This window comes from Massilia sp. Root133 (assembly GCF_001426525.1).
Lineage (GTDB): Bacteria > Pseudomonadota > Gammaproteobacteria > Burkholderiales > Burkholderiaceae_D > Telluria > Telluria orientalis.
In genome coordinates this window covers 198,530-219,475 of record NZ_LMEW01000005.1, presented here as the reverse complement: position 1 = coordinate 219,475, position 20,946 = coordinate 198,530, and the positions used below count along the sequence as shown (strand labels likewise).

24 protein-coding genes are annotated in these 20,946 nt (G+C 67.1%); 12 read left to right on the top strand and 12 right to left on the bottom strand.

What is annotated here, in order from left to right; genetic code table 11:
• Positions 1–148: 148 nt before the first annotated feature.
• The 3 genes from ASD28_RS06460 to ASD28_RS06450 all read left to right on the top strand — a co-directional run bounded on the left by ASD28_RS06460 (position 149) and on the right by ASD28_RS06450 (position 3,789).
• The gene (locus ASD28_RS06460; RefSeq protein WP_056125510.1) at positions 149–3,091 is read left to right on the top strand and encodes a TonB-dependent receptor; all 2,943 of its coding nucleotides are present in this window, start codon (positions 149–151) and stop codon (positions 3,089–3,091) included.
• A gap of 80 nt (positions 3,092–3,171) precedes the next feature.
• Positions 3,172–3,384, top strand: a complete 213-nt coding sequence (locus ASD28_RS06455) for a hypothetical protein (RefSeq protein WP_056125508.1) — start codon at positions 3,172–3,174, stop codon at positions 3,382–3,384.
• 18 nt (positions 3,385–3,402) lie between these two features.
• Positions 3,403–3,789 carry a glyoxalase superfamily protein gene (locus ASD28_RS06450; protein ID WP_056125505.1) on the top strand — a complete coding sequence of 129 codons (387 nt, stop codon included), beginning with the start codon at positions 3,403–3,405 and terminating at the stop codon, positions 3,787–3,789.
• Between the two features lie 65 nt (positions 3,790–3,854).
• Here the strand turns inward: ASD28_RS06450 and ASD28_RS06445 are convergent, their stop codons facing one another.
• The 6 genes from ASD28_RS06445 to ASD28_RS06420 all read right to left on the bottom strand — a co-directional run bounded on the left by ASD28_RS06445 (position 3,855) and on the right by ASD28_RS06420 (position 9,378).
• Positions 3,855–4,442, bottom strand: coding sequence for a response regulator transcription factor (locus ASD28_RS06445; RefSeq protein ID WP_229412223.1), 588 nt, complete (start codon positions 4,440–4,442; stop codon positions 3,855–3,857).
• Between the two features lie 5 nt (positions 4,443–4,447).
• Positions 4,448–5,167 carry a hypothetical protein gene (locus ASD28_RS06440; RefSeq protein WP_056125503.1) on the bottom strand — a complete coding sequence of 240 codons (720 nt, stop codon included), beginning with the start codon at positions 5,165–5,167 and terminating at the stop codon, positions 4,448–4,450.
• A gap of 23 nt (positions 5,168–5,190) precedes the next feature.
• Positions 5,191–5,715: a hypothetical protein gene (locus ASD28_RS06435; protein ID WP_056125502.1), complete on the bottom strand. Its 525-nt coding sequence runs from the start codon at positions 5,713–5,715 to the stop codon at positions 5,191–5,193.
• Positions 5,708–6,163 carry a (2Fe-2S)-binding protein gene (locus ASD28_RS06430; RefSeq protein ID WP_056125500.1) on the bottom strand — a complete coding sequence of 152 codons (456 nt, stop codon included), beginning with the start codon at positions 6,161–6,163 and terminating at the stop codon, positions 5,708–5,710. The genes ASD28_RS06435 and ASD28_RS06430 overlap by 8 nt, the downstream gene beginning before the upstream one ends.
• 14 nt (positions 6,164–6,177) lie before the next feature.
• Entirely contained in the window at positions 6,178–8,331 is a 2,154-nt protein-coding gene (locus ASD28_RS06425; protein WP_229412222.1) for a xanthine dehydrogenase family protein molybdopterin-binding subunit, read from the bottom strand.
• A 108-nt stretch (positions 8,332–8,439) separates the two neighbouring features.
• Positions 8,440–9,378 carry a GlxA family transcriptional regulator gene (locus ASD28_RS06420; RefSeq protein ID WP_056125495.1) on the bottom strand — a complete coding sequence of 313 codons (939 nt, stop codon included), beginning with the start codon at positions 9,376–9,378 and terminating at the stop codon, positions 8,440–8,442.
• A 253-nt stretch (positions 9,379–9,631) separates the two neighbouring features.
• On the opposite strand from ASD28_RS06420, the gene ASD28_RS06415 reads away from it, so the two are divergent.
• The 3 genes from ASD28_RS06415 to ASD28_RS06405 all read left to right on the top strand — a co-directional run bounded on the left by ASD28_RS06415 (position 9,632) and on the right by ASD28_RS06405 (position 11,602).
• Positions 9,632–10,510 (top strand): PhzF family phenazine biosynthesis protein, encoded by an 879-nt coding sequence (locus ASD28_RS06415; RefSeq protein WP_056125494.1) that lies wholly within the window; start codon positions 9,632–9,634, stop codon positions 10,508–10,510.
• A 64-nt stretch (positions 10,511–10,574) separates the two neighbouring features.
• Complete coding sequence (locus ASD28_RS06410) at positions 10,575–10,925, top strand: TfoX/Sxy family protein (protein WP_056125489.1); 351 nt, start codon at positions 10,575–10,577, stop codon at positions 10,923–10,925.
• A gap of 116 nt (positions 10,926–11,041) precedes the next feature.
• A complete protein-coding gene (locus tag ASD28_RS06405; RefSeq protein ID WP_056125487.1) occupies positions 11,042–11,602 on the top strand; it encodes a hypothetical protein in 561 nt (186 codons plus the stop codon).
• On the opposite strand, the gene ASD28_RS06400 is transcribed toward ASD28_RS06405, so the two are convergent.
• Together ASD28_RS06400 and ASD28_RS30885 are read right to left on the bottom strand one after the other, a co-directional pair.
• On the bottom strand, positions 11,599–11,883 hold the full coding sequence (locus ASD28_RS06400) for a hypothetical protein (RefSeq protein WP_056125486.1): 285 nt from the start codon (positions 11,881–11,883) through the stop codon (positions 11,599–11,601). The genes ASD28_RS06405 and ASD28_RS06400 overlap by 4 nt on opposite strands.
• A 102-nt stretch (positions 11,884–11,985) precedes the next feature.
• Positions 11,986–12,180: a DUF3079 domain-containing protein gene (locus tag ASD28_RS30885; RefSeq protein WP_082577503.1), complete on the bottom strand. Its 195-nt coding sequence runs from the start codon at positions 12,178–12,180 to the stop codon at positions 11,986–11,988.
• A gap of 167 nt (positions 12,181–12,347) precedes the next feature.
• On the opposite strand from ASD28_RS30885, the gene ASD28_RS31675 reads away from it, so the two are divergent.
• Together ASD28_RS31675 and ASD28_RS06395 are read left to right on the top strand one after the other, a co-directional pair.
• A complete protein-coding gene (locus ASD28_RS31675; RefSeq protein ID WP_156403908.1) occupies positions 12,348–12,722 on the top strand; it encodes a hypothetical protein in 375 nt (124 codons plus the stop codon).
• Between the two features lie 108 nt (positions 12,723–12,830).
• Positions 12,831–13,523, top strand: a complete 693-nt coding sequence (locus ASD28_RS06395; RefSeq protein ID WP_156403907.1) for a hypothetical protein — start codon at positions 12,831–12,833, stop codon at positions 13,521–13,523.
• 22 nt (positions 13,524–13,545) lie between these two features.
• On the opposite strand, the gene ASD28_RS32410 is transcribed toward ASD28_RS06395, so the two are convergent.
• Positions 13,546–15,156, bottom strand: coding sequence for a hypothetical protein (locus tag ASD28_RS32410; protein WP_200948948.1), 1,611 nt, complete (start codon positions 15,154–15,156; stop codon positions 13,546–13,548).
• Positions 15,157–15,265: 109 nt separating this feature from the next.
• On the opposite strand from ASD28_RS32410, the gene ASD28_RS06385 reads away from it, so the two are divergent.
• The 4 genes from ASD28_RS06385 to ASD28_RS06370 all read left to right on the top strand — a co-directional run bounded on the left by ASD28_RS06385 (position 15,266) and on the right by ASD28_RS06370 (position 18,511).
• Positions 15,266–16,273 carry a S41 family peptidase gene (locus ASD28_RS06385; protein ID WP_056125481.1) on the top strand — a complete coding sequence of 336 codons (1,008 nt, stop codon included), beginning with the start codon at positions 15,266–15,268 and terminating at the stop codon, positions 16,271–16,273.
• Entirely contained in the window at positions 16,270–16,848 is a 579-nt protein-coding gene (locus ASD28_RS06380; protein WP_056125479.1) for a hypothetical protein, read from the top strand. Before ASD28_RS06385 ends, ASD28_RS06380 begins: the two co-directional genes overlap by 4 nt.
• 135 nt (positions 16,849–16,983) lie before the next feature.
• Positions 16,984–17,469 (top strand): signal peptidase II, encoded by a 486-nt coding sequence (lspA, locus tag ASD28_RS06375; protein WP_056125478.1) that lies wholly within the window; start codon positions 16,984–16,986, stop codon positions 17,467–17,469.
• 70 nt (positions 17,470–17,539) lie between these two features.
• Positions 17,540–18,511 carry a family 43 glycosylhydrolase gene (locus ASD28_RS06370; protein ID WP_056125475.1) on the top strand — a complete coding sequence of 324 codons (972 nt, stop codon included), beginning with the start codon at positions 17,540–17,542 and terminating at the stop codon, positions 18,509–18,511.
• A gap of 15 nt (positions 18,512–18,526) precedes the next feature.
• On the opposite strand, the gene ASD28_RS06365 is transcribed toward ASD28_RS06370, so the two are convergent.
• From ASD28_RS06365 to ASD28_RS06355, 3 genes are read right to left on the bottom strand one after another with little or no spacing between them, the layout of a single operon-like run.
• The gene (locus ASD28_RS06365) at positions 18,527–19,291 is read right to left on the bottom strand and encodes a hypothetical protein (protein ID WP_056125473.1); all 765 of its coding nucleotides are present in this window, start codon (positions 19,289–19,291) and stop codon (positions 18,527–18,529) included.
• A 39-nt stretch (positions 19,292–19,330) separates the two neighbouring features.
• Positions 19,331–20,131, bottom strand: coding sequence for a DUF2491 family protein (locus ASD28_RS06360; RefSeq protein WP_056125472.1), 801 nt, complete (start codon positions 20,129–20,131; stop codon positions 19,331–19,333).
• A gap of 5 nt (positions 20,132–20,136) precedes the next feature.
• The gene (locus tag ASD28_RS06355; RefSeq protein ID WP_056125470.1) at positions 20,137–20,898 is read right to left on the bottom strand and encodes a hypothetical protein; all 762 of its coding nucleotides are present in this window, start codon (positions 20,896–20,898) and stop codon (positions 20,137–20,139) included.
• Between the last annotated feature and the right edge of the window lie 48 nt (positions 20,899–20,946).

The window sequence follows — 20,946 nt, the reverse complement described above, 5'->3', positions numbered from 1 at the left end:
GCATGCTTGGCGCTACCATGCCCCCGTCAATATGACCGCACGAGTCATCGATAACGACATGGAGACTACAACGATGCGTTTCACCGCAACCCCTCGGAACATTCATCCTCTTTCACCCCGCAGCCGCATCAGTATCGGCGTCCTGGCGATGCTCGCTTCGCTGCATGCACAAGGCCAGGAGACGGCCGCCGCGGCCGATGCGGCGCCTGTCGCCACGACCGCCGCCGACGGCAAATCGCCCGACAGCGTCGTGGTCGTGACGGGCTTTCGCGCAAGCCTGAACAGCGCGCTGAACACGAAAAAGAACAGCGACGGCATCGTCGACGTGATCAAGGCCGAAGACATCGCCAAGTTCCCCGACGCGAACCTCGCGGAATCGCTGCAGCGCGTGCCCGGCGTGGCACTGGCGCGCGGCGACGGCGGCGAAGGCAAGCAGATCACCGTGCGCGGCCTGAACGCGGGCTTTACGCGCGTGCGCATCAACGGCATCGAGGGCGTGGCGGCGACGGGCGCCTCGGACATCAACGGCAGCACGAACCGCGGCCGCGGCTTCGACTTCTCCGTGTTCGCGTCGGAGCTGTTCAACAGCCTGGAAGTGCGCAAGACGTCGGAAGCGGACATCGAGGAAGGGTCGCTGGGCGCCACCGTCGACCTGCGCACGGCGCGCCCGTTCGACTTCAAGGGCCGCACGTTCAGCATCGGCGGCCAGGAAAGCCACAACTCCCTGAGCGGGAAGACCCAGCCCCGCGTGACGGCGCTGCTGTCGGACCGCTGGGACACGGGCTACGGCAAGGTCGGGGCCCTGCTCTCGGCCGCGTACTCGAAACGGCGCGCGACGGAAGAAGGGTACGAAGCGGTGGAACTGCTCAGCGCCAGCAACGACGGCGGCTTCTGCTCGCCCGTCGGCGTATCGCCGCAGGTCCCGGGCAACGACGCCGTCAAGGGCATCACCGCCACCACCTGCGGCACCGGCATGCCGCGCACGACCGATCCGGCCGCGTACAACAGCGTCATGGGCCGCAAGGACAATTACGGCGGCACGGTCGCGAATCCGGCCGCCGGCTCCGGCGCGTTCGCGCCGCGCATCCCGCGCTACCGCCGCTCGCAGACCGATTACGAGCGCACCGGCATCACCAACTCCTACCAATGGCGCAATGCGGACAGCGAACTGAATCTGGACCTCATGTACGGCAAGTTCGCCAATAAACGCTACGACAACTACATCGAGGCGATCTCGTTCGGCCGCAACCTGGGTTCGAACGGCAAGCCGCAGACGTCGATCCTGGACACGCACTTCGACCAGAACGGCAGCTGGGACTACGGCAAGTTCAACGGCGTGGACGTGCGCACCGAAGGCCTGCTGGACGTGTACACGACCAAGTTCCGCCAGCACGTGCTGTCCGGCAGCCACAGGTTCAGCGACACGGTGAAGGCCGACTTCATGGCCGGTAACTCGAACTCGAACCTGAACGAGCCGATGCGCGCCACCGTGCAGTTCGACGCGCCGAACGTGAACGGCTTCTCGTGGGACTTCCGCGACAACCGCAACGTCCCGACGCTCAACTTCGGCATCGACGTGAGCAACCCGGCCAACTTCCAGTTCGCCCCGCAGGATGCCGCCGGCAACGTGCGCGGCATGTTCGTCGGCCGCTACCTGGACACGACGAACAAGCTGCAGACCCAGGCCGCCAACGTGCACTGGGAGATCAACGACCACCTGACGAGCCACTTCGGCATCTCGGCCCGCAAGAACATCTGGACCAACTACGAGGTCGGCAACAGCGCGAATGCGGTCGCGCTGCCGGCCGGCGTGTCGATGGCCGACATCTCGCGCCAGATCAGCGGCTTCGGCTCCGGCCTGGGCGGCACCGGCGTGCCGGGGTCGTGGGCGGCCGTCGACCTGCAGAAGTTCCTCGGCGTCGTCAACACGGAATGCCACTGCGACGCCGTGCCGGGATCGCAATACAACTACCTCGCGCAGACCAACCGCCGCGTGGAAGAGAAGATCAATGCGCTGTACGGCATGGTCGACTTCAATTACGACCTGTTCGGCGTGACGTGGCGCGGCAACGCGGGCGTGCGCGGCGCCGAGACGACGGCCACCTCGATGGCGATGATCAACGTGCAGGGCCAGCTGCAGCCGAATACGGGCACGAAGAAATACCGCGACTGGCTGCCCGCCTTCAACCTGACCGCGCAGCTGCCGAAGGACGTGTTCCTGCGCTTCTCGGCCGGCAAGACGCTGTCGCGGCCCGAGTACACGGACCTCGCGCCGAACGCGACCGTGTCGCCGATCTCGCAGTCGGTCTCGATCGGCAACCCGAACCTGGACCCGATCCGCGCCAACACGTACGACCTGCAGGCCGAGTGGTATTACGCGAAGAACGCGATGGTCTCGCTCGGGCACTTCCGCAAGGACATCAAGAGCTTCATCCAGAGCGTCAACGAGCGCGTGCCGTACAACACGCTCGGGCTGCCGAACGAACTCCTGATCCTGAACGGCTGCTCGCTGACGGGCGCGCCGATCTGCCAGACCTTGCCCACGACGGAAGTCAACGTGAGCCGCAAGGTCAACACGGCCGGCGGTCCGCTGAAAGGCTGGGAATTCAACCTGCAGGCGCCGTTCAGCTTCCTGCCCGGCTTCTGGAGCAATTTCGGCCTGCTCGCCAACGCGACGCGCGTGAAGTCGCGCATCACGTACATCACCCGCGTGGACAACCCGGCCACGCCGGCGAACGAGCAGCTGACGCAGGTCGCGGACTTCACGGGCCTGTCGCCGCGCACCCACAACCTCACCCTGTACTACGAGGATGCGAAGTTCAGCGCGCGCGTGTCGGCCGCGCACCGCTCCAGCTATATCTATGCCGTGCTGGGCGACGTGGCGGGCCACGACTACACGATGGTCGACGGCTCCACCAACATCGACATGAGCCTCTCGTACAACATCACGCCGCAACTGCGCGTGTCGCTGGAGGGCCAGAACCTGAACGACACCCCGCTGCGCTACGGCCGCGACACGCAGCGCAACGACACGCTGCTGTACGTGCACTCGGGCCGTTCGTTCGTGCTGGGACTGAACTACAAGTACTGACGATGCGCGTGTGAGAAAGTGCGATCCTCGGGGCGCGGCGATCTGGTATGCTTTCCGTTTCACTGCCAGTCTGCCGCGCCATGTCCTTTTTCGCACGTTACGCACGCTTCCTGTCACCGGCCTGCATGCTCTTCCTCGCCGCCGCGCGCAGCGTGGACGCGGTGCGCTCGGGCGCGGCCGCCGACTGGCTCGCGGGCGTCGGCTTCGCCGGCGTGGCCGTCATGCTCCACCTGACCCTCGGCGCGGCGCACCGCAAGCGTCTCGCGGATGCCCGCCAGGACGGCAGCGCCTGAATCGTGCAAGGAGGCTCCATGTACACCCTGTCCCGCGTCACCCCCATCCTGCGCATCTTCGACGAAGCGAAGGCGCGCGAGTTCTATATCGACTTCCTCGGCTTCAAACTCGACTGGGAACACCGCTTCGAGGGCGGCGACTTCCCCGTCTACATGCAGGTGTCGCTGGGCGACTGCGTGCTGCACCTGTCCGAGCACTACGGCGACGGCAGCCCCGGCGCGTCGATCCGCATCGCCGTGCGCGACCTCGACGGCTACCAGGCCACGCTGCTCGCGAAATCGTTCAAGTATTCGCGCCCGCACATCCAGACGATGCCGTGGGGGACCCGCGAGATGACGATCCGCGATCCGTCGCACAACCGGCTGTCGTTCGAGGAGCCGGTTGCGGAAGCCGACGCGTCGTAACGCTGCGCGTCACGCCTGGCCGTCGACGGCGGCCGGCACCTCGCCTTCTTGACGTCCCTTTACAGTCACCCCGGCACCACCCCGTCGATGCCGACGATGCCCCGCTGCGCGGCGACGACGACGGCCTGCAGTCGCGCCGACACGCCCAGCTTGCCCATCAGATTGCGCAAATGCCAACGCACGGTGCCGACGCCGATGCCCAGGTCGCGCGCGATCTGCTTGTCGCAGCGGCCGCCGGCCAACAGGCGCAACACGTCGGTCTCGCGGCTCGTCAGGTGCTCGCGGCACCCGCCGGCCTCCAGGTGCTTGGTCACGCCCGGGCTGTAATGCCGGTCGCCGGTCAGGATGCGCCGCACGGCGTACCGCAAATCCGCCGGATCGGCGTCTTCGAGCAGGTAGCCCGCCACGGCGGCCGCGCAGGCGCGCAGCACGTCCGCCTCCTTGTCGCGGTGCGTGACGATGAGGACCTGCCGGCCGCGCGCGAGGGCGAGGCCCGTGTCGTAGTCGGCGATGACGAGGTCCGCGCCGGCCGCCGCGCCGGGTTCGGCGTCATGCGTCGTCACCCGCCAGTCGGGGTCGTGCAGCGACGCCGCGAGGCCGGCCGTCATCAGCGGCCGCGCGTGCATCACGTGGATCTTGCTGCCATTCTGCATGCGCGTCAGCCGAAACGCACGTCGCTGACGGCGATGGACACGACCAGCGGATCCGGCGCATGGCCGCCGTCCGGATTGCGCACATGGATCAGGTGCCGGGTCGGCAGCGCAATGCCGTCGACCGTCGTGTAGTCCGAAAAATAGTGCACGGCCGGGGTGCCGCCGTTGATGTCGACGTCGTAGTCGTGGCGGCGCAGCTTGTAGTCGGTGCCGACGTAGAACGTCTGCACGCGGCTGTGCGTCGCGATCGTGTCCGGGTAGGTGACGCGCAGGCGGTGCCAGCGCTCGCCGCTTTCTTCCCAGGCCGGCAGCTCCTCGAAGCCGAAGCCGGGTTCCGCGAACGCGAACGGCAAGGTGAGGTAGTTCCACATCGCATAGCCGACGAAATAGGCCAGTTGCAGGTCCGACCATGGCGTCTCCAGGCCGAAGCCGGCGAACGAGGCGCGCGGATCGTCGAGCACCTCGACGACCTGGCCGTCCACCGTCTCGATGACGGCCCGCCGCGGCGTCACGGCCGTGCGGCGGTCCGCGGCGCCGAACGGCGCATGCGATGTCCACTGTTGCTTGAGGTCGATCTGGACGTCGACTTCGTCCAGCTTGCCGCCATGTCCTTTCAGCGGCCACAGGATGCCGCCCTGGCTCAGGTGGGCCGACAGGCGGTCGTGCGATTGCCAGCGCGCCAGGCCGCCGTGGGCTTCGAGAATCTGTTCGATCAGCGTGTTCATTGTTGTTTCCTTATTGGGTTGATTCAGGGCGCGTCCGGACACGGCAGCCCCGCGTCCGCCCACGCGACGAGGGCTTTCACGAAATCGTCGTGCGACAGCGCGGGCGTGGTGCGGCCGCCGCCGGGCTGCCACGCCCACAGCACGAGCGGGTCGGACCGCATGTGTTCCACCACCTCGCGCGGCGTCTTGCGGTTGCCGTTGCGGGCCGGATCGCGCATCTGCAGGCAGACCGCCTTCTTGTCCAGTCCCTGCCACGTCATGCTGCGCGGCGCCAGGTGCCAGTCCTTCACGCCGGGCACGCGCCCGTCCGCGGAATTCGCCGCCTGGTGGCAGGCCTGGCAGCGCAGCGCGGCCGAGCCGTGGCCATCCGCCCCGCGCACCACCTGCTGCGCGTGGATGACGCCCCAGTCTTTCTGGCGGGGCGCATCGGCCTGGTGGCAGTTGATGCAACGGGGGCCCATCACGACGCTCGCCACGGGGTCGAACAGGGCGGCGTCGCCAGCCTGCGCGATCAGGGGCATGAGCAACAGCGCCAACAGCTTACGCATCGCCTGCCGCCTGGTGGATCGCGAGCCGGATGCGCTGGTACGTGCCGCAGCGGCAGATATTGCCCGACATGGCCTGGTCGATGTCCGTGTCGGACGGCTTCGGGATCGCTCTCAGCAGCGCGGTGGCGGCCATGATCTGGCCGGACTGGCAGTAACCGCACTGCGGCACGTCCAGCGCGGCCCAGGCCTTCTGCACGCGCTGGCCGACCGGTGTGGCGCCGATCGCTTCGATGGTCGTGATCTTGTGCCCGGCCGCAGCCGAGATCGGGGTCACGCAGGCGCGCACGGGCTGGCCGTCCAGGTGCACGGTGCAGGCGCCGCACAGCGCCATGCCGCAGCCGAACTTGGTGCCGTTCAGGTGCAGTTCGTCGCGCAGCACCCACAGCAGGGGCGTATCCGGTTCGGCCGTGACGGCCTGCCGTTTGCCGTTGATGGTCAATGTGGTCATGTTCGTTCCTCTATTCAGGCGGTGGGCAGGGTTGCGCCGATCGGCAGCTTGCGGATGCGGCGGCCGGACAGTGCGTACACGGCGTTGGCCAGCGCCGGCATCAGCGCGGCCGTTCCCGGCTCGCCCATGCCGCCGGGCGCGTTGGTGCTGGCGACGATGTGCGTCTCGACCTTCGGCGCCTCGTGCATCCTCAGGACGCGGTAATCGTGAAAATTGCTTTGTTCGACGCGGCCGTCGCGGAAGGTGATGTCGCCGTACAGCGCGCCGCTGATGCCGAACACGATGGCGCTTTCGACCTGCGCGCGCACGGTGTCGGGATTCACCACGGCGCCGCAATCGACGGCGCAGACGACGCGCGGCACGCGGATCTCATTCTCCGGGCCGGCCACCGCGTCCACGACGAGCGCCATGTAGGTGCCGAACGCGAACTGCACGGACAGCCCGCGCCCGGCGTCGCCCGCGCGCGGCCCCTGCCAGCCGGCCTTTTGCGCGGCCAGTTCCAGCACGCGGCGGGCGCGCGGGTCGTTGCCGAGCAGGTCGAGGCGGTAGCGCAGCGGGTCGGCGCCGGCGGCCGCGGCCAGTTCGTCGATGAAGCTCTCCACCACGAACACGTTGTGCGTCGGGCCGACGCCGCGCCAGAACGCGGTCGGGATGTTCCGCGGTTCGTGGCGCACGTACGAGACGCCGATCGCGGGGAAGGCATACGGCGGCGCCTCGGCGCCATCCATCGTCTCGTGGTCGAAGCCGTTCTGGAACGCGGGCGGCATGAAACGGCCCAGCACGGACGATCCCGTGACGTGGTGCGTCCACGCGACGACCTTGCCCTGCGCATCCAGGCCCGCGCGCACGCGGTCGTAGAAATACGGGCGGTACATGTCGTGCTGGATGTCCTGTTCGCGGCTCCACACGACCTTGACCGGGTGCGGCACCTCGCGCGCGATCCGCACCGCGCGCTCGACGCCGTCGATCTCCAGCCGCCGCCCGAAACCGCCGCCCAACAGGTGGTTATGCACCGTCACGCGCTCCTCGGGCAGGCCGGTGACCCTGGCCGCGACGGCGCGCGCACGGGTGATGACCTGCGTGCCGGTCCAGATCTCGCAGCTGTCCGGCTTCACGTGCACGGTGCAGTTCATCGGCTCCATCGCGGCGTGCGCGAGGAATGGCAGTTCATAGGTCGCCTCGATCACGCGGGCGGCCTTGCCCAGCGCGGCCTCCGGGTCGCCTTCCGAGCGCACCTTCGCGCCGGCACCCCGGGCCGCCCTGGCCATGTCGGCCACGATGTCATGCGTCGCCAGGCCTGCGTTCGGGCCGTCGTCCCAGCGCGGCGCCAGCGCGGCGATGCCCTTGTTGGCGGCCCCCATATTGTCGGCGACGACGGCCACGCAATCGTCCAGCTTCACGACCTGGCGCACGCCGGGGATGCGCAGCGCGGCTGCGTCGTCCGCGCCGGCCAGGCGGCCGCCGAACACGGGCGAGATGGCCAGCGCCGCCACCTTCATGCCGGGGACGACGGCGTCGATGCCGTAGCGCGCCGACCCATCCAGCTTGCCGGCCGTGTCGAGGCGTTTCGCCGGCGTGCCGATCAGGCGGAACGCGTCCGCCGGTTTCAGGACGACGTCCGCATCCTTCGGCAGCGGCAGCTTCGCGGCGGCGTCGACCAGCTGGCCGTAGCGCAGCCTGCGCCCGCTGGACACGTGCAGCACGGTGCCCCGCTCGGCGCGGCACGACGCCGGATCGACGTTCCAGCGGCCGGCCGCCGCGCGCACCAGCAGCACGCGGGCCGTGGCGCCGGCGCGGCGCATGGGTTCCCACGCGGCGCGGATCGTCGTGGAGCCGCCCGTCACCTGGAAGCCGAGGGCCGGGTTCGCGAATTTGGCGTCGTCCGGCGGCGCGTGTTCGAGCACGACGTCCTTCAGGTCGATCTCGAGTTCTTCCGCGATCAGCATCGGAATCGACGTGTACGTGCCCTGCCCCATCTCCACGTAGGGCATGGTCAGGACCACCTTGCCGTCGGGGCGGATACGCACGATGGCGTTGGGGGCCAGGCCGGCGCCGGACGCCAGCGCGGCCGCGCCCGCGAGGGGCAGCGCGAACTGGAGCAGCAGGCCGCCGCCGGCGGCGGCACCGGCCGCGAGGAAGCGGCGCCGGGATAGGGTGGGATGGGACAAGGTCTTCTCCTGTGGACGAGTTACCAATCATTGTAGAAAGGCAGGGACCCTGTCGTGGGCCATCATCGGGGCGATCCGGGCCATCGCCCCCCTGTCTTTGGATAGGGGTCAGGCCGCGCGCCGGCGCAGGTCCTGCGGGGTCTGCCGGTACACGCGCGCGAGCGCCGTCCGCATCCGGTCCGCGCTCGTGAACCCGGCTTCGCGGGCGACCGTGTCCAGCGGCAGCGCGGAGCTCTCCAGCAACATGCGCGCGACTTCGGCGCGCATCGTCTCGATGGCGCGCGCCGGCGACTGTCCCGTCTCCGCGCGGAATATGCGCGTGAAGTGGCGCCGGCTCATGTGGACCTGCTCGGCCAGTTCGTCGATCGACAGCGGCAGCCGCAGATTGCGGCGCGCGTAGCCGAGCGCCGTGCGGATGCGGTCCGACTTCGGCCGCATGTCCAGCAGGTTGGACGACTGCGTGTCCGCGCCGCTGCGCCAGTGGTACAGCACGAGCCTGCGCGCGACGGCGAGCGCGACGTCCGCACCGAGATCGTCCTCCACGAGCGCGAGCGCGAGGTCGATCGACGCCGTCATCCCGGCCGAACTCCAGATCTTGCCGTCGCGGATCCACACGCGGTCCGGGTCCACGCGGATGGCCGGATGGCGTGCCTGCAGGCCCGCCGCGTGCATGGCGCGCACGGCGACGAGGCGCCCGTCCAGCAGCCCGGTCGGCGCCAGCAGCGCCGTGCCGTTGCAGACGGTACCGACGCGGCGCGCGCCGGTGGCGGCCCGGCGCAGCAGCGCGACGGTGTCGGCGTCCGGGACGATCGGGTCCGCCGCGCCGAATACGAGGACGGTGTCGAACGCGCCGTCGGCGTCGCGCCACGCCTGCGTCTGGAGTGTCGCGCCGGCCGCGCTGCGGACAGGCGTGCCGTGCGCGGACACGATGCGCAGGTCATAGGGCGTGCCGCCATACTCGTCGTTGGCCAGGTCGAATACCGTCATGGCGCCGAGGTCGACGAGCTGGAAGCCGGGGAACAGGAAGAATGCGATCGGTCGGTTCATGGTTCAGGCAGATGATCGCGCACCCGGCGGCGGGCGTTCGGACGAATTTCCCTCGTTGCCGGACATGCGCGCAGCCCGACGGTCAAAGCATTGCCGACCCAATTGCAGGACTCGTCGTCTCCACGCCCGGCGGCACCTGGACACCGTGCAGGCCCGGGCACCGGTACAGTGCCGGCCGCAATCGCCCGACTGTGCCTGTCGACGCCGCCGCGGCTTGCGTAGACTGGGCTCATCCCAACAACGCGAGACCCGCATGGCACGCCACCCGTTCAAGACCGTCGACGTCTTCACCGCCACCCCGTTCCTGGGCAATCCGCTCGCCGTCGTGTTCGACGCCGACGACCTGTCCGACGCGCAGATGCAACGCATCGCCAACTGGACCAACCTGTCCGAAACGACGTTCGTGCTGCGCCCGACGCAGAGCCGCGCCGACTACCGCGTGCGCATCTTCACGCCCGGCGCCGAACTGCCCTTCGCCGGCCACCCGACGATCGGGACCGCGCACGCGCTGCTGGAAGCCGGCCAGGTCGCGCCGCGCGACGGCGTCCTGGTGCAGGAATGCGCGCGGGGGCCGGTCCGGCTGGACGTCACGCACGCAGGCGATGGCGCGCGCTGGATCGCGTTCGAACTGCCGGCGACGGCGATCACGCCGCTGGATGCGGCGCAGGCGGACGAGGTGGCGCGCATCCTCGGCACGCCGCTGGCCGGCAGCGCCCCGCCCTGCCTCGTGGATGCCGGGACGCGGTGGATCGTCGCGCAGCTGCCGGACGCCCGCGCCGTGCTGGCCGCGACGCCCGACCTGGCCCGCATGAAGGCGCACGATGCCGCGACCGGCAACACGGGCGTGATCGTCTTCGGCCCGCATCCCGACGGCGCCGCGGCGCGCATCGAGGTCCGCGCATTCGCTCCCGCGCACGGCGTGGACGAAGACCCCGTCTGCGGCAGCGGCAACGGGTCCATCGCCGCGTATTTGCGGCACACGGGCCAGGCCGACGCGTTCGGCCGTGATTTCCTGTCCAGCCAGGGCGCGGCCGTGGGCCGGGCCGGGATCCTGCGCCTGGAAATCGCCGACGATGCGATCCGGGTGGGCGGCAACGCCGTCACCTGCGTCGACGGCCACCTGGCGTTCTGAGGCCTTGATCGAACCGCCGCGCAGGGCTACGCTGGCGGTTTCGAACACGGCACGGAGGACGCGCATGGCAACGGACAAGAGCTTCATCGACTACGTCGCGGAAGTGGTGGGCTTGGGGGCGCGGTTGACGCACCGGAAGATGTTCGGCGAGTACGCGCTGTACGTCGACGACAAGGTGGTCGCCTTCGCCTGCGACGGCAGCCTGTTCGTCAAGCCGTCCGACGCCGCCGTGCGGCTTGCGCCCGACCTGCCGCAAGGGCCGCCCTACCCCGGCGCCAAGGACTATCCCATCGCGGACGAATTGCTGGACGACCCGGAGGCGCTGCGCCGCCTGCTGCTCGAGACGGCGGCGGTCATGCCCCCGCCCAAGCCTAAGAAGCCGGCCGCACCGCGGGCAAAACGGGGAGCGGGCTGATCGCGCGATAGCACCGTCTGGCGCCCGGATACCGCCGTTCGTCGCAAACGGCGGGCCGGCCTCGTGCCGCTTGCGCTATCGTCCTCCGCACTCCTCAACCGGCTTTCGGAACAACCATGAACACGATCCGCGTCATCCTGTGCGCCACTGCCGTCCTTGCGACGACCACCCTTGCCCATGCCGGCCCCGCCGGCGAAACCCGTCGGAGCTCGACCATCTCGATCGACGCCCATGAAGGCGATGGCCCCGAGCGTTTCGGTCCGCGCCAGCAGCCCGCGTCGGGGAAGCCTTATGTCCAGTCGACGAGCCAGTGGACCGAATTGATGTTGAAGGACGATGCGGTGGTCATGCAGCTCACCGATTACGGCATGAAGCAGATCGGGGAGCCGCAGGACGCTCGCGACAAGGACGAAGGCTTCCTGGGCAAGATGCTGAAGACGATGGCGCTCAGCGGCGTCAGGCAGTTTCTCGACCACAGCCTGGCGCTGGCGCTGACCGACATGCGCTCCGCACTGGTTCGGCGCGGCGAAGTCGTTCTCGTCACGTGCCAGGGCAAGGAAGTGTTCAACAAGGTCAAGATCAACGACCAGGTACAGACCTATCCGCAGGATAAAGCGGAAGAGTTCGTCAAGGACATCAACCGGCAGCGGGAAAAGTTTCCCGCATGCGGGACCTAGGCCCGGCGCCGCGAGCGTTTATCGTAAGCGCGCGCATAACCGTCGACGACGTGCGCCGGCAGCATGGTCGCGATGCCGTGCAGGATGAGCGGCAGCAGCACGAACTCGTCGATCGTGCCGAGCACCGGCACCGCGACATTCAACGGCTCCGCCGCGAACAAGGCCAGGCCGGCCAGTGCCGGCACCAGCCACCCGGGGCGATGTTCGTGCCGGACGGCGTACCACAGCAGGCGCAGGTCCTGGCCGGCGACGGTGCGCCACAGTGCGATGATGCGTTTCAAGGCGGCCTCCATGGCTTCGCACGTTACGGTAATCCGTACATGGGTCGTGCTGGGCCCGAACGCAATAGGCCACCGAAAAGATCGCTGCGAACCGCCCGCTCCTCAGCTCGCTGAAGTGTCGGCGTCCTTGTTCGAGTCGAGTCCCCAGTCCTGCCAGTCATCGCCGAATAATTCGACCGGGTGCTGCGTGCGCACCGAACCGTTTCCGCATGCGAGTGAATCTGCAGGGCAATATTTGTCGCATCCCCAGCAAACGCGTTCCGGGTGTATCGGATAGATGGGAAATTTTTTTGCCATGCATCGAGTATGGTGATTTGGATCGTGATTTTCCTTAATCTAGGTCAACTCATTCCGAAACCAAACAGTGTCGCTCGATCGATGCCGGTCGTGACCGTTCGTGACTTTTTCGTTTCAGGAAGCTGCTATGCTCGACTGGCCATGATCTTTACAACCCTGGAGCCAAATTGCGAAACGTCATCCGTGCTATCTTCCTCGCCATACTTGTATCCGGCCCGAGCGCATACGCCGCCGATTCAACGAAAGTACTGGACTGGTCCTCGGTTAACCTGGAAGGCGCGCGCCTGCAATTAGTCAGTCCGAAGGACAAGGACCGCTCTCTGGAACTGTATTTTGGAAAAAACGGCAATCTGGTCACGACCAGCTGCATCAAAGACACCTGTACTGGTCCGTTGCTGGTCTGGAAAATCGAAAATAACCGCCTCAAGACGGGATTTGCACCGACGGAAGGCGACGCGCTGATCAAGGTCACCGGCAACCGGCTCACTTTGCGGGAGGCGTCCGGAAAGATCGTCGTGTATGACATCAAGGGCCGGCATTGATCCTGCGCTCGGGCACACGCCAGGGTCACCATGCGAATCTTCTCTACCCCGCTTTCCCGTGGAATGGTACTGCTCCTGATGTTGAATGCCATTCCCACCTACGAAACGATGTTCGACAGCTACCGGCCTTCCTGGACTGCCCTCGGCAGGGACGATCTGGAAGACAGGACCGGCACCTTCGTGCGGCTGAAACAGGACGTCGTGTTTGCCATCAACCTCGACAGCTTTGACGTCCACTTCAAGGAGCGTTGGCACCGCCTGCGGATCGGCTACCCGTTCAGTCCCATCACAATCGACGTCGAGCAAAGAAAGAAGCAGGTCCAGGGACGTATCGAGACGAACTGGCTGTTCATGCGGCTTGGGATCACCGGCATCCTGTGGGCCTTGTTGGAGTCGTGTCTATCGCTCATGAAACGTGAGCGCCGTGTCATCCGCGACGATGCCGCCACGCGTGGCCTGAACAACTCCTTCATGCACGGCGTCGCGGCATATTCTGCGTTCGCGTCGGCGCCGCTCTTCCATGGCCACCTGACCTGGCTGGTGGCCGCGATGATCTGCGGGTACGCGGGCTGGCACCAGCGGGCGTACCTGGCCGCGTTCCTCGGTGGGATTGTCGTGGCCGTCGTCGGCTGGACCACCATCGGCGCCTTGCGTTCGCCCGACGTCGGCGCAAACACCTTCCTGGCAGTCCCGCTCGGGTTGCTGGTCCTCCTGCCGCCAGCACTTGCGGCTTATGCCGTTGGCCGGGTCGCCTTCATGATCGTGCGTCGACGCGGCGACCGCATGCGACGTGAGGCTTGACCCATGCACCGATCCGGCGCCGTCACCGTCCCGCCCGATAGCTGCAGGTCTTCAAGGAACCGTGGGCAGGATCCCCGAACGTGGCGTTCGAGCACGTCACCGGACCGGTCAACACCTTGGTCACGTTTTTGGATTCGGTACCGTAACGCACCCGATTGGTACCGCTGAGCAGGCAGATGGCGCCCTCGCCCGCACACGGCGTCCAGGCGCTCGCCGCGGCGGTTTTCGCCGGGGCGGCCGGCGCCGCCGTGGTGACGTCGGCATAGCTGCAGCCCTTGGCCAGGCCGCGCGCCGGGTCGCCGAACACGGCCGTCGTGCAGGGCGTCGATGCGGTCACGATCTTCGACGTGTACACGCCCTCGCTGCCGAAACGCACTTCACGCGTGCCGCTGAAGCGGCAGACCTTGCTCTCCGCGGCGCATTCCGTCCAAGCGACCGCTTTCGCACGCGCCGGAGCGCCCGGCACCTCGAAGGCGCCGAGGTCCAGTGCGCCGGACACGGGGCGCCCTTCGCCCGATGCGACGTCCTTGTACTGCCCCGTCGGCGCCAACGCCACGCCGCCGGCCGACTGGCCCGGGTCGGTGCCCGCGCCGATCACGAGCGCGCTGGCAAAGCGCCGCAAGCTGCCGGTCGAACGATCGGCGAAGTCTGCCGCGAAAGCGCGGTAATTGTTCTTCAGTATTGCGCTGGACTGCGTACTGAGTGTGCCGTTGCCGACGAAGATGTTGTTCTGGATGAGCGCGGGCGTCGATACCTTGCCGCTGACGAACAGGAACGTCCCGCCGGCGAAGTCGTTCACCACGGTGTTATTGACGAAGTACAGGTCCTGGCCCGGATTGGTCGCACCTTCCTCCCCGTACGCGACGATGGACGGATTCTGGTTGGCCGCCGGTTGCTGGATGACGTTGCCGATGACGTAGGATGTGCCCGCGTTCGGGAGGTCGATCTCGTAGCTCGGCTGGCCCGAGGCCGTGCTGCCCTTGTCGCCCGGATTCGTGCTCGAGAAGCGGTTGTAGACGATCGTGTTCGTCATCGCGCGCGACTTCAGGTTGTGGCCGACGTTCGCATCGTGCGAATAGTTGTAGCGGAAGGTCAGGCTCCTGGCCTTGCCGATGTACAGGTTGTGGGTCTGGCCATCGCCGAAGCCGTTGTGACCGAACTCGGTGTATTCGATGAGGATGTCGCTGTTCTCGTTGTGGCCGCTGAGAATGCCGTTCTCGTTATCGTGCAGGAAGCCGTGACGCAACGTGAAGTTGGTGCCCTCCAGGCGCAGCGCCGCACCGTTCTGGTCGGCGACCTTCGCGCCCGTCATCTCGACGTTGTCGACGACGATGTCGTTGCCGGTCACGACCCACGTACCCTTGCCGCCGTTTTCCTTGCCGGCCGCATCGATCCGGGGACGGCCGTTCACGCCGCGGATGGTCAGGCCGTTGCGGGCGATCTTGCAGGCGTCGCCCTTGTACGTGGTGCCGCCTTCGATCTCGATGGTGTCCCCGTCACGCGCGGCGGCGACGGCGGCGCACGGTGCGGAAAACGCCTTGCCCGGGCCGACGGACAATGTGGCGGCGGAAGCGCTGGCGCTGATTGCCGCGGCCAGCAACATGGCGAAGATCGAGCTGGGAACGATATGCATGAGGCGAGCTTAACACGGCACGGTGTCGAATATGATTACCGAACGCTGTGACAATCCACGCATTTCGCGGCCAGGCTTTCCGATACTCTGCTCAGCCAGGAGGAAAGAATTGAAGAGAAACCTGTTCATCCTGTCGATCTTGCTGTCGCTGGGGCTGGTCGGCACCGTCGTTGCCCTGCCTGACCTCTTCCGGCCCGACCTGTCGGTCGACGGCACGACGCGCGCACAAACGATCGATACGCTGGTCGCCCGGCTCGACCAGCACTACGTGTTCCACGATAAGGCAAAGCAGATCGAAATGTTGCTGCGACAGCGGCAGCATGACGACGCGTACGGCGCCATCACAAGCGGCGAGCAGTTTGCCGCGCAGCTCACGGCCGATATGGCGTCCGTGGCCCACGACCTGCACATGAAGGTGAAGTTCAGCCCGAAGCGGTTGCGTCCCGGCGTCGAGCCGGATGTCATGCCAAGGGCGGCGTCCGGCGCCGCCCGGGGCCGGCATGACGGTGTCGAGAACGCCGACCACCTGAGTCCCGCCATCGGCTATCTGCGGATATCGTCATTCCCGCCCCGTGCCGCGGTGGCGGGAGCGTATGCGTCCGCACTGGACAAGCTGTCCGATACCGATGCGCTCATCGTCGATGTGCGCGACAACAGCGGCGGCGACCCGGCATCGGTGGCGCTGCTGATCAGCTATTTCGTCGACCGCCCCACGCGCCTGAACGACGTCTGGTCGCGCGATTCCGGGCGGACGACGCAGACCTGGACCGAAGGCGCACTCGACGGCAGACGCTATGGCGGCACGAAGCCTGTCGCGATCCTGGCCGGCCCGGGGACGGCGTCCGCCGGCGAAGATTTCACCTATACGATGCAGGCGCTGAAACGCGCCGCCGTGGTCGGGGCACGGACGTGGGGCGGTGCCCATCCGATAGCGTTGTATCGCCTCGGCGACCATTTTTTTGCCGCCATCCCGCATAGCCGCACCATCAGCCCGATTACCCGCACGAACTGGGAAGGCGCGGGCGTCATGCCGGATGTCGCCGCGCCGCCCGCCGCTGCGCTCGCGGTGGCGCAAGACATGCTGCGGAGGCAGCTGGACGCGGCCCCGTCTCCATGAGAAAGCTCATCAAATTCATGCTGTTCGCGTCGGCACTGGCCGTTCCCGTCCGCGCGCTGTGCGCGTCCGCATGGGTGAACCGCGCCTTCGTCGGCGCCGGCGGGTATGTGCAGATCGACGACGGTGTCTATGCCGCGCGCGGTCTGCCGCCCGACGCGCGCCAGCGTGCCTTGGCGGCCCTGCACGCCGCCCGCGGGCGCATCGCCGCGACGTTTGGCGTACCGGTGGCGCGGCCCATGACGATCATTGCGGCCGATGACCATGAAGCAGCGCGCTTCGGCCTGGCGGACGACGTCCCCGGCACGGCATTCATCTCGCCGTTGCGTACCGAGGTGGTGCTGAACCTGGCGCACTTCAGCATCGACGTCACGGCCCACGAGCTGATCCATGCCGAAGTGGCGCAGCGTCTCGGGTTCTGGACGCGGGTCTTCGAACTGCCCGTATGGTTCGACGAGGGTGTCGCCGTGCAGCTCGACCGGCGCGAGCCTTACCTCGTCGACTGCGGCGCCATCGGTGCGCAGCGCATCCGCGAGCTGCCGGGAGTACACGCTCCCTTGTCGCCAGGACAACATTGACCGTACACTGCAGGATGCGCCAAACCCACGTCCAGCCCCTATATCACTCATATCGATTGCACCATGTCCTTCAGACCTCCCCGACTCGCTGGGCTGATCGTGATGTCGATCTCACCATTCAAGACTCGCTGACGAATGATTTCCTTTAGCCCCCTGCTGCGCACCGCTGTCGCAGCGCTCGTGTTCTTCGGCCTCGACCGCCTCTCCAAGATCGTCATCGTCGAGCGGCTCGACCTCGCATCCCTCCACAAGATCCCCGCCTGGCCCCCTTACCTCAATTTCGTGATGGCCTGGAACAAGGGCGTGAACTTCGGCTTGCTGAACGGGTTCGACGCCCGCTGGCTGCTGGCGGCCATCAGTATCGTCGCGTCCATTGCGCTGGCATTCTGGGTACGCAACAAGTCGGGCTGGCCGTTGCTGCTGGCGTCCGGCGCCATCATCGGCGGTGCGCTCGGCAATGCCTACGACCGGATCGTGTACGGCGCGGTGGCCGACTACATCAATGTGAGCTGCTGCGCGGTCGACAACCCGTATTCCTTCAACGTCGCCGACGTGTGGATTTTCGGCGGCGCGATGTTCCTCGTCCTGGCGAGCGGTTCCACCAGGTACGGGAAAGTTTAGTTATCGATATCATTTGCCGCGCAAGCTGTGCTAGGATGCGTGTTCGTTCATTATCCGACCACGAGCCGCCATGCACCTGACACGCCGTTTCTTCGCCGTTCTCGTACCCACTCTATCGCTCGCGCTGGCCGCCCAGGCGGCCGCGCCGGAGACGGGCCGGCCCATCGCTTCCCGCTTCAATGCGGACCCGTCGCCGCACTTCTTCCCCGCCGCGAAGGGCGACAAGTTCTACCTGTACGCGACCGACGACGCGTCGAACACCGGCAAGTACTGGGATTCCGTCACGTGGCGCCTGTACACGTCGCCCGACATGAAGACGTGGCGCGACGCCGGCGTGCCGCTGGCCGTGACCGTGTTCAAATGGGCGCGGCCGGATGCGAAGGCATGGGCGCCGGAAGCGGCCTACCGCAACGGCAAGTACTATTTCTATGCGCCCGTCGGCGGCGACAAGATCGGCGTGGCCGTCTCGGACCGCCCGGACGGCGGCTTCGTCGATGCACGCAAGGATCCGCTCGTCGACCGGGAACGCGACGTGAACGCGGGCGACGAGCCGATCGATCCGGCCGTCTTCATCGACAAGGACGGCCAGGCATACATGTACTTCGGCACGCGCGTGCCGAAGGTCGTCAAGCTGAAGCCGGACATGATCTCGCTGGACGGCCCGATCCGCATCGTGAAGATCGACGGCCTGTCCGCCTCCGACACAAAGAAGAAATATGGCGAGGCACCGTTCATGCACGAGCATAACGGCGTGTACTACTTCACGTTCTCGTCCGGCTGGCCCGGCCAGATCCTGTACGCGACCGCGAGCTCGCCGATGGGTCCTTTCACGTACCGCGGCGTCGTGATCGACTACCTGAAGATCTCGACGAACCACCAGGCCATCCTCGAACACGACGGCAAGAGCTGGGTGTTCTACCACGACGCCCTGCTGCCGGGCGGCGGCGGCTACCGCCGTTCGATCGCCATCGCGCCGCTCGAATACGGCGGGGATGGCTCGATCAGGCAGGTCGCCGTGAAGCCGGGCCAGCCGAACGACTGACCCGGGATCGCGTCCTCAAGCTGCCGTCTTGCCCGACAGGCGCTTGAGGCGTTCCAGCGCGCTCTCGCCGGCCGTTTCCGGCTGGCTGACGGACTTGCGGATCGCATCCAGTTCCGTCTGCTGGTCCAGCGGCTTCTGGCCGATGTCGGCGACGATGCGCAGGCCCGACGCTTCGTTCGTCACGGCCTGGGCGCGGCGGGTCAGCGCCGACAGCGCCGTCGAGTTGCCGCGCATGCTCGTGAGGCCATTCAGCTGTTCCTGGCGCTCGATGCGCAGTTGCTGCAGCTCTTTCTGCGCATTGGCGGCCGCCAGCGCCTGCATCGCCTTCTTGGCCTGGGCGTCGAATTCGGCCAGCTGCTTCGACAGCGCATCGACGATTTTCTGCAGCTCGTCCATGTAGGCCTTCGCATCCGCCTCTTCCTGGATTTCCTGCGGCAGGCGGGCCTTGTTCGCTTCCAGCTCGTCGCAGAACATGGTCACGGTCGCTTCCGAGATCGTGCCGGTAGCCAGGCGCTCGGCCAGCTTCTCGGCGGCCCGTTCGTCGTTGGCGATCAGGTTCTGCAGGTTCACCACGTCGCCATGCTCCTTGTCGAACGACGCGCGCGACGTCGCCAGCAGTTGCGCCGTTTCGCGCAGCGTGGCGACCAGGCGGTCACGGTCGGCCTCGGTCGCGGTTTCGGGGTCGAAGTTGGCGATGGCCTCGGCGATGCGGTTGCCCAGTGCGCCGAAATGCTTCGTGACCAGGCGTGCGGTCAGGCCCCATCCACTAGCGTTGCTCATTGTTGTTCCTTTCTGCGGTGAAGAAAACGGTTACTACAGTTATTGGATGACGATGCGTTCCTGCTCGACGGGGATGCCGATCACGAAGTCGACGTGGATTCCCCGCTTGCCCGCGTCGCCATCGACGCTTTCCACGATCTCCGTCGTGATCAATAGATATTCGCGGCCGCCGTCCGCCAGCTGGCGCACGTACGGCATGAAATACATTTCCTGGCGCAGGCCGTGCTGCCCTTGTGCATCGTCGATGCGCGTCTCGCGGCCCTTGAACGGGTTGACGAATTGCGCATCCCGCGCACCGGCATCGCGGGTGTAGTCGAGACGGTCCGACTCGCCGAACACGGTCGCCAGTTCTTGCGCCCCCACCACGTCGGCCAACTGTTCGCGCCACAGCGTGTAGCCCGCGTCGCCCAGGCCGTAGCCGGCCACGCCCGTGTACGCATCCTGGTCGTCGGCCGTCTCCGGAATCACGCGCGCCAGCTGGGTGCAGTACAGCACTTCGGCCACCTTGCCGTCGTCGCCGCAGAACACCTGCAGGAATTTCTCGTCGGCCGCGTCGTCGCCCTTGTCCAGGTACAGGCGGTACAACTCCACCGGGTTTAGCTCCATACCCGGCTGCAGCCGGATCTGCGACACGGCGAGAATGCGCGTGTCCGCGGCGGCCGGCATCGCGATCAGCGAGCCGTTCGTCTGCGCCCGGATGATCGGCGACATCTGGATCTGCACGACGCTGCCGATGCGCGCGCCCAGCGGCACGTCGTCGTCGGCGCGCGTCGCGCCCTTCGTCACACCCTTGTTGGCGGCCACCGCACGCACATAGCTGAAGACATCCTTCCAGGCCATTCTCGTCAGTTCCTTTCGAACGAATAATTCGGTTTCTTTGCTTCCCGGCCGCGGCGCAGGCGGCGCCACGCGAAGTACACCCCCCAGCCGATCAGCGCCAGCACGCACAAGGTCAGGAACACGCCGAGGAACGACGTGCCGCCGCCGGACGCGGACGACGCCCCGCCCGCGCTTGCGCCCCCATATCCGCCCGGATAGCCGTTGTTGTTCGCATGCGCGCCGCGCGAGGCGTTCGCGATCATGGCACCCGCGATCACGTGACCGAGGCCGCTGTCCTGGCGCACGATCACCGGCGGCTGCTGTTGCTGCACGGGCGGCGGTGCATACGTCGGCGCGCTCCCTCCCTGCTCGTATCCAGGCACCGGCCGGGTGTCCCGCGCCGCATCGGCCTGCGCCTGCCGGCGCGCGTCCAGCGTGCGCAGCGCGTTCGCTTCCGACGTGTTCCTGTCCAGCTTCCGCGACAGCGCCGAATCCGATTTCTGCGGCGTGGCCGACCCGCCCCCGAACAAGCCGAAACCGCCCGACGATCTGCCCGGTTGCGGCGCGGCGTCGGGCGGCGCCGAACGCCGGCTGAACGAGCCGAAGCTGGTGCCGCTCGACTTCGCCGACGAATACGACGGCCGCGGTGGCGACGACGAGCGCTGCGACGAAAAGCCGCTCTTGAAGGAGCTCGACGAGGACGGCTTCGCGTCGACGGCGCCGACATGCGCCAGCGGGAGCAGCAGGGCCAGCACGAGCGCGACGTTATAAGACTTCAACATGGTCATGGAAGCGATCGAAAGTTAGAATCAGCATAACGACCGCGATGGTCGCAC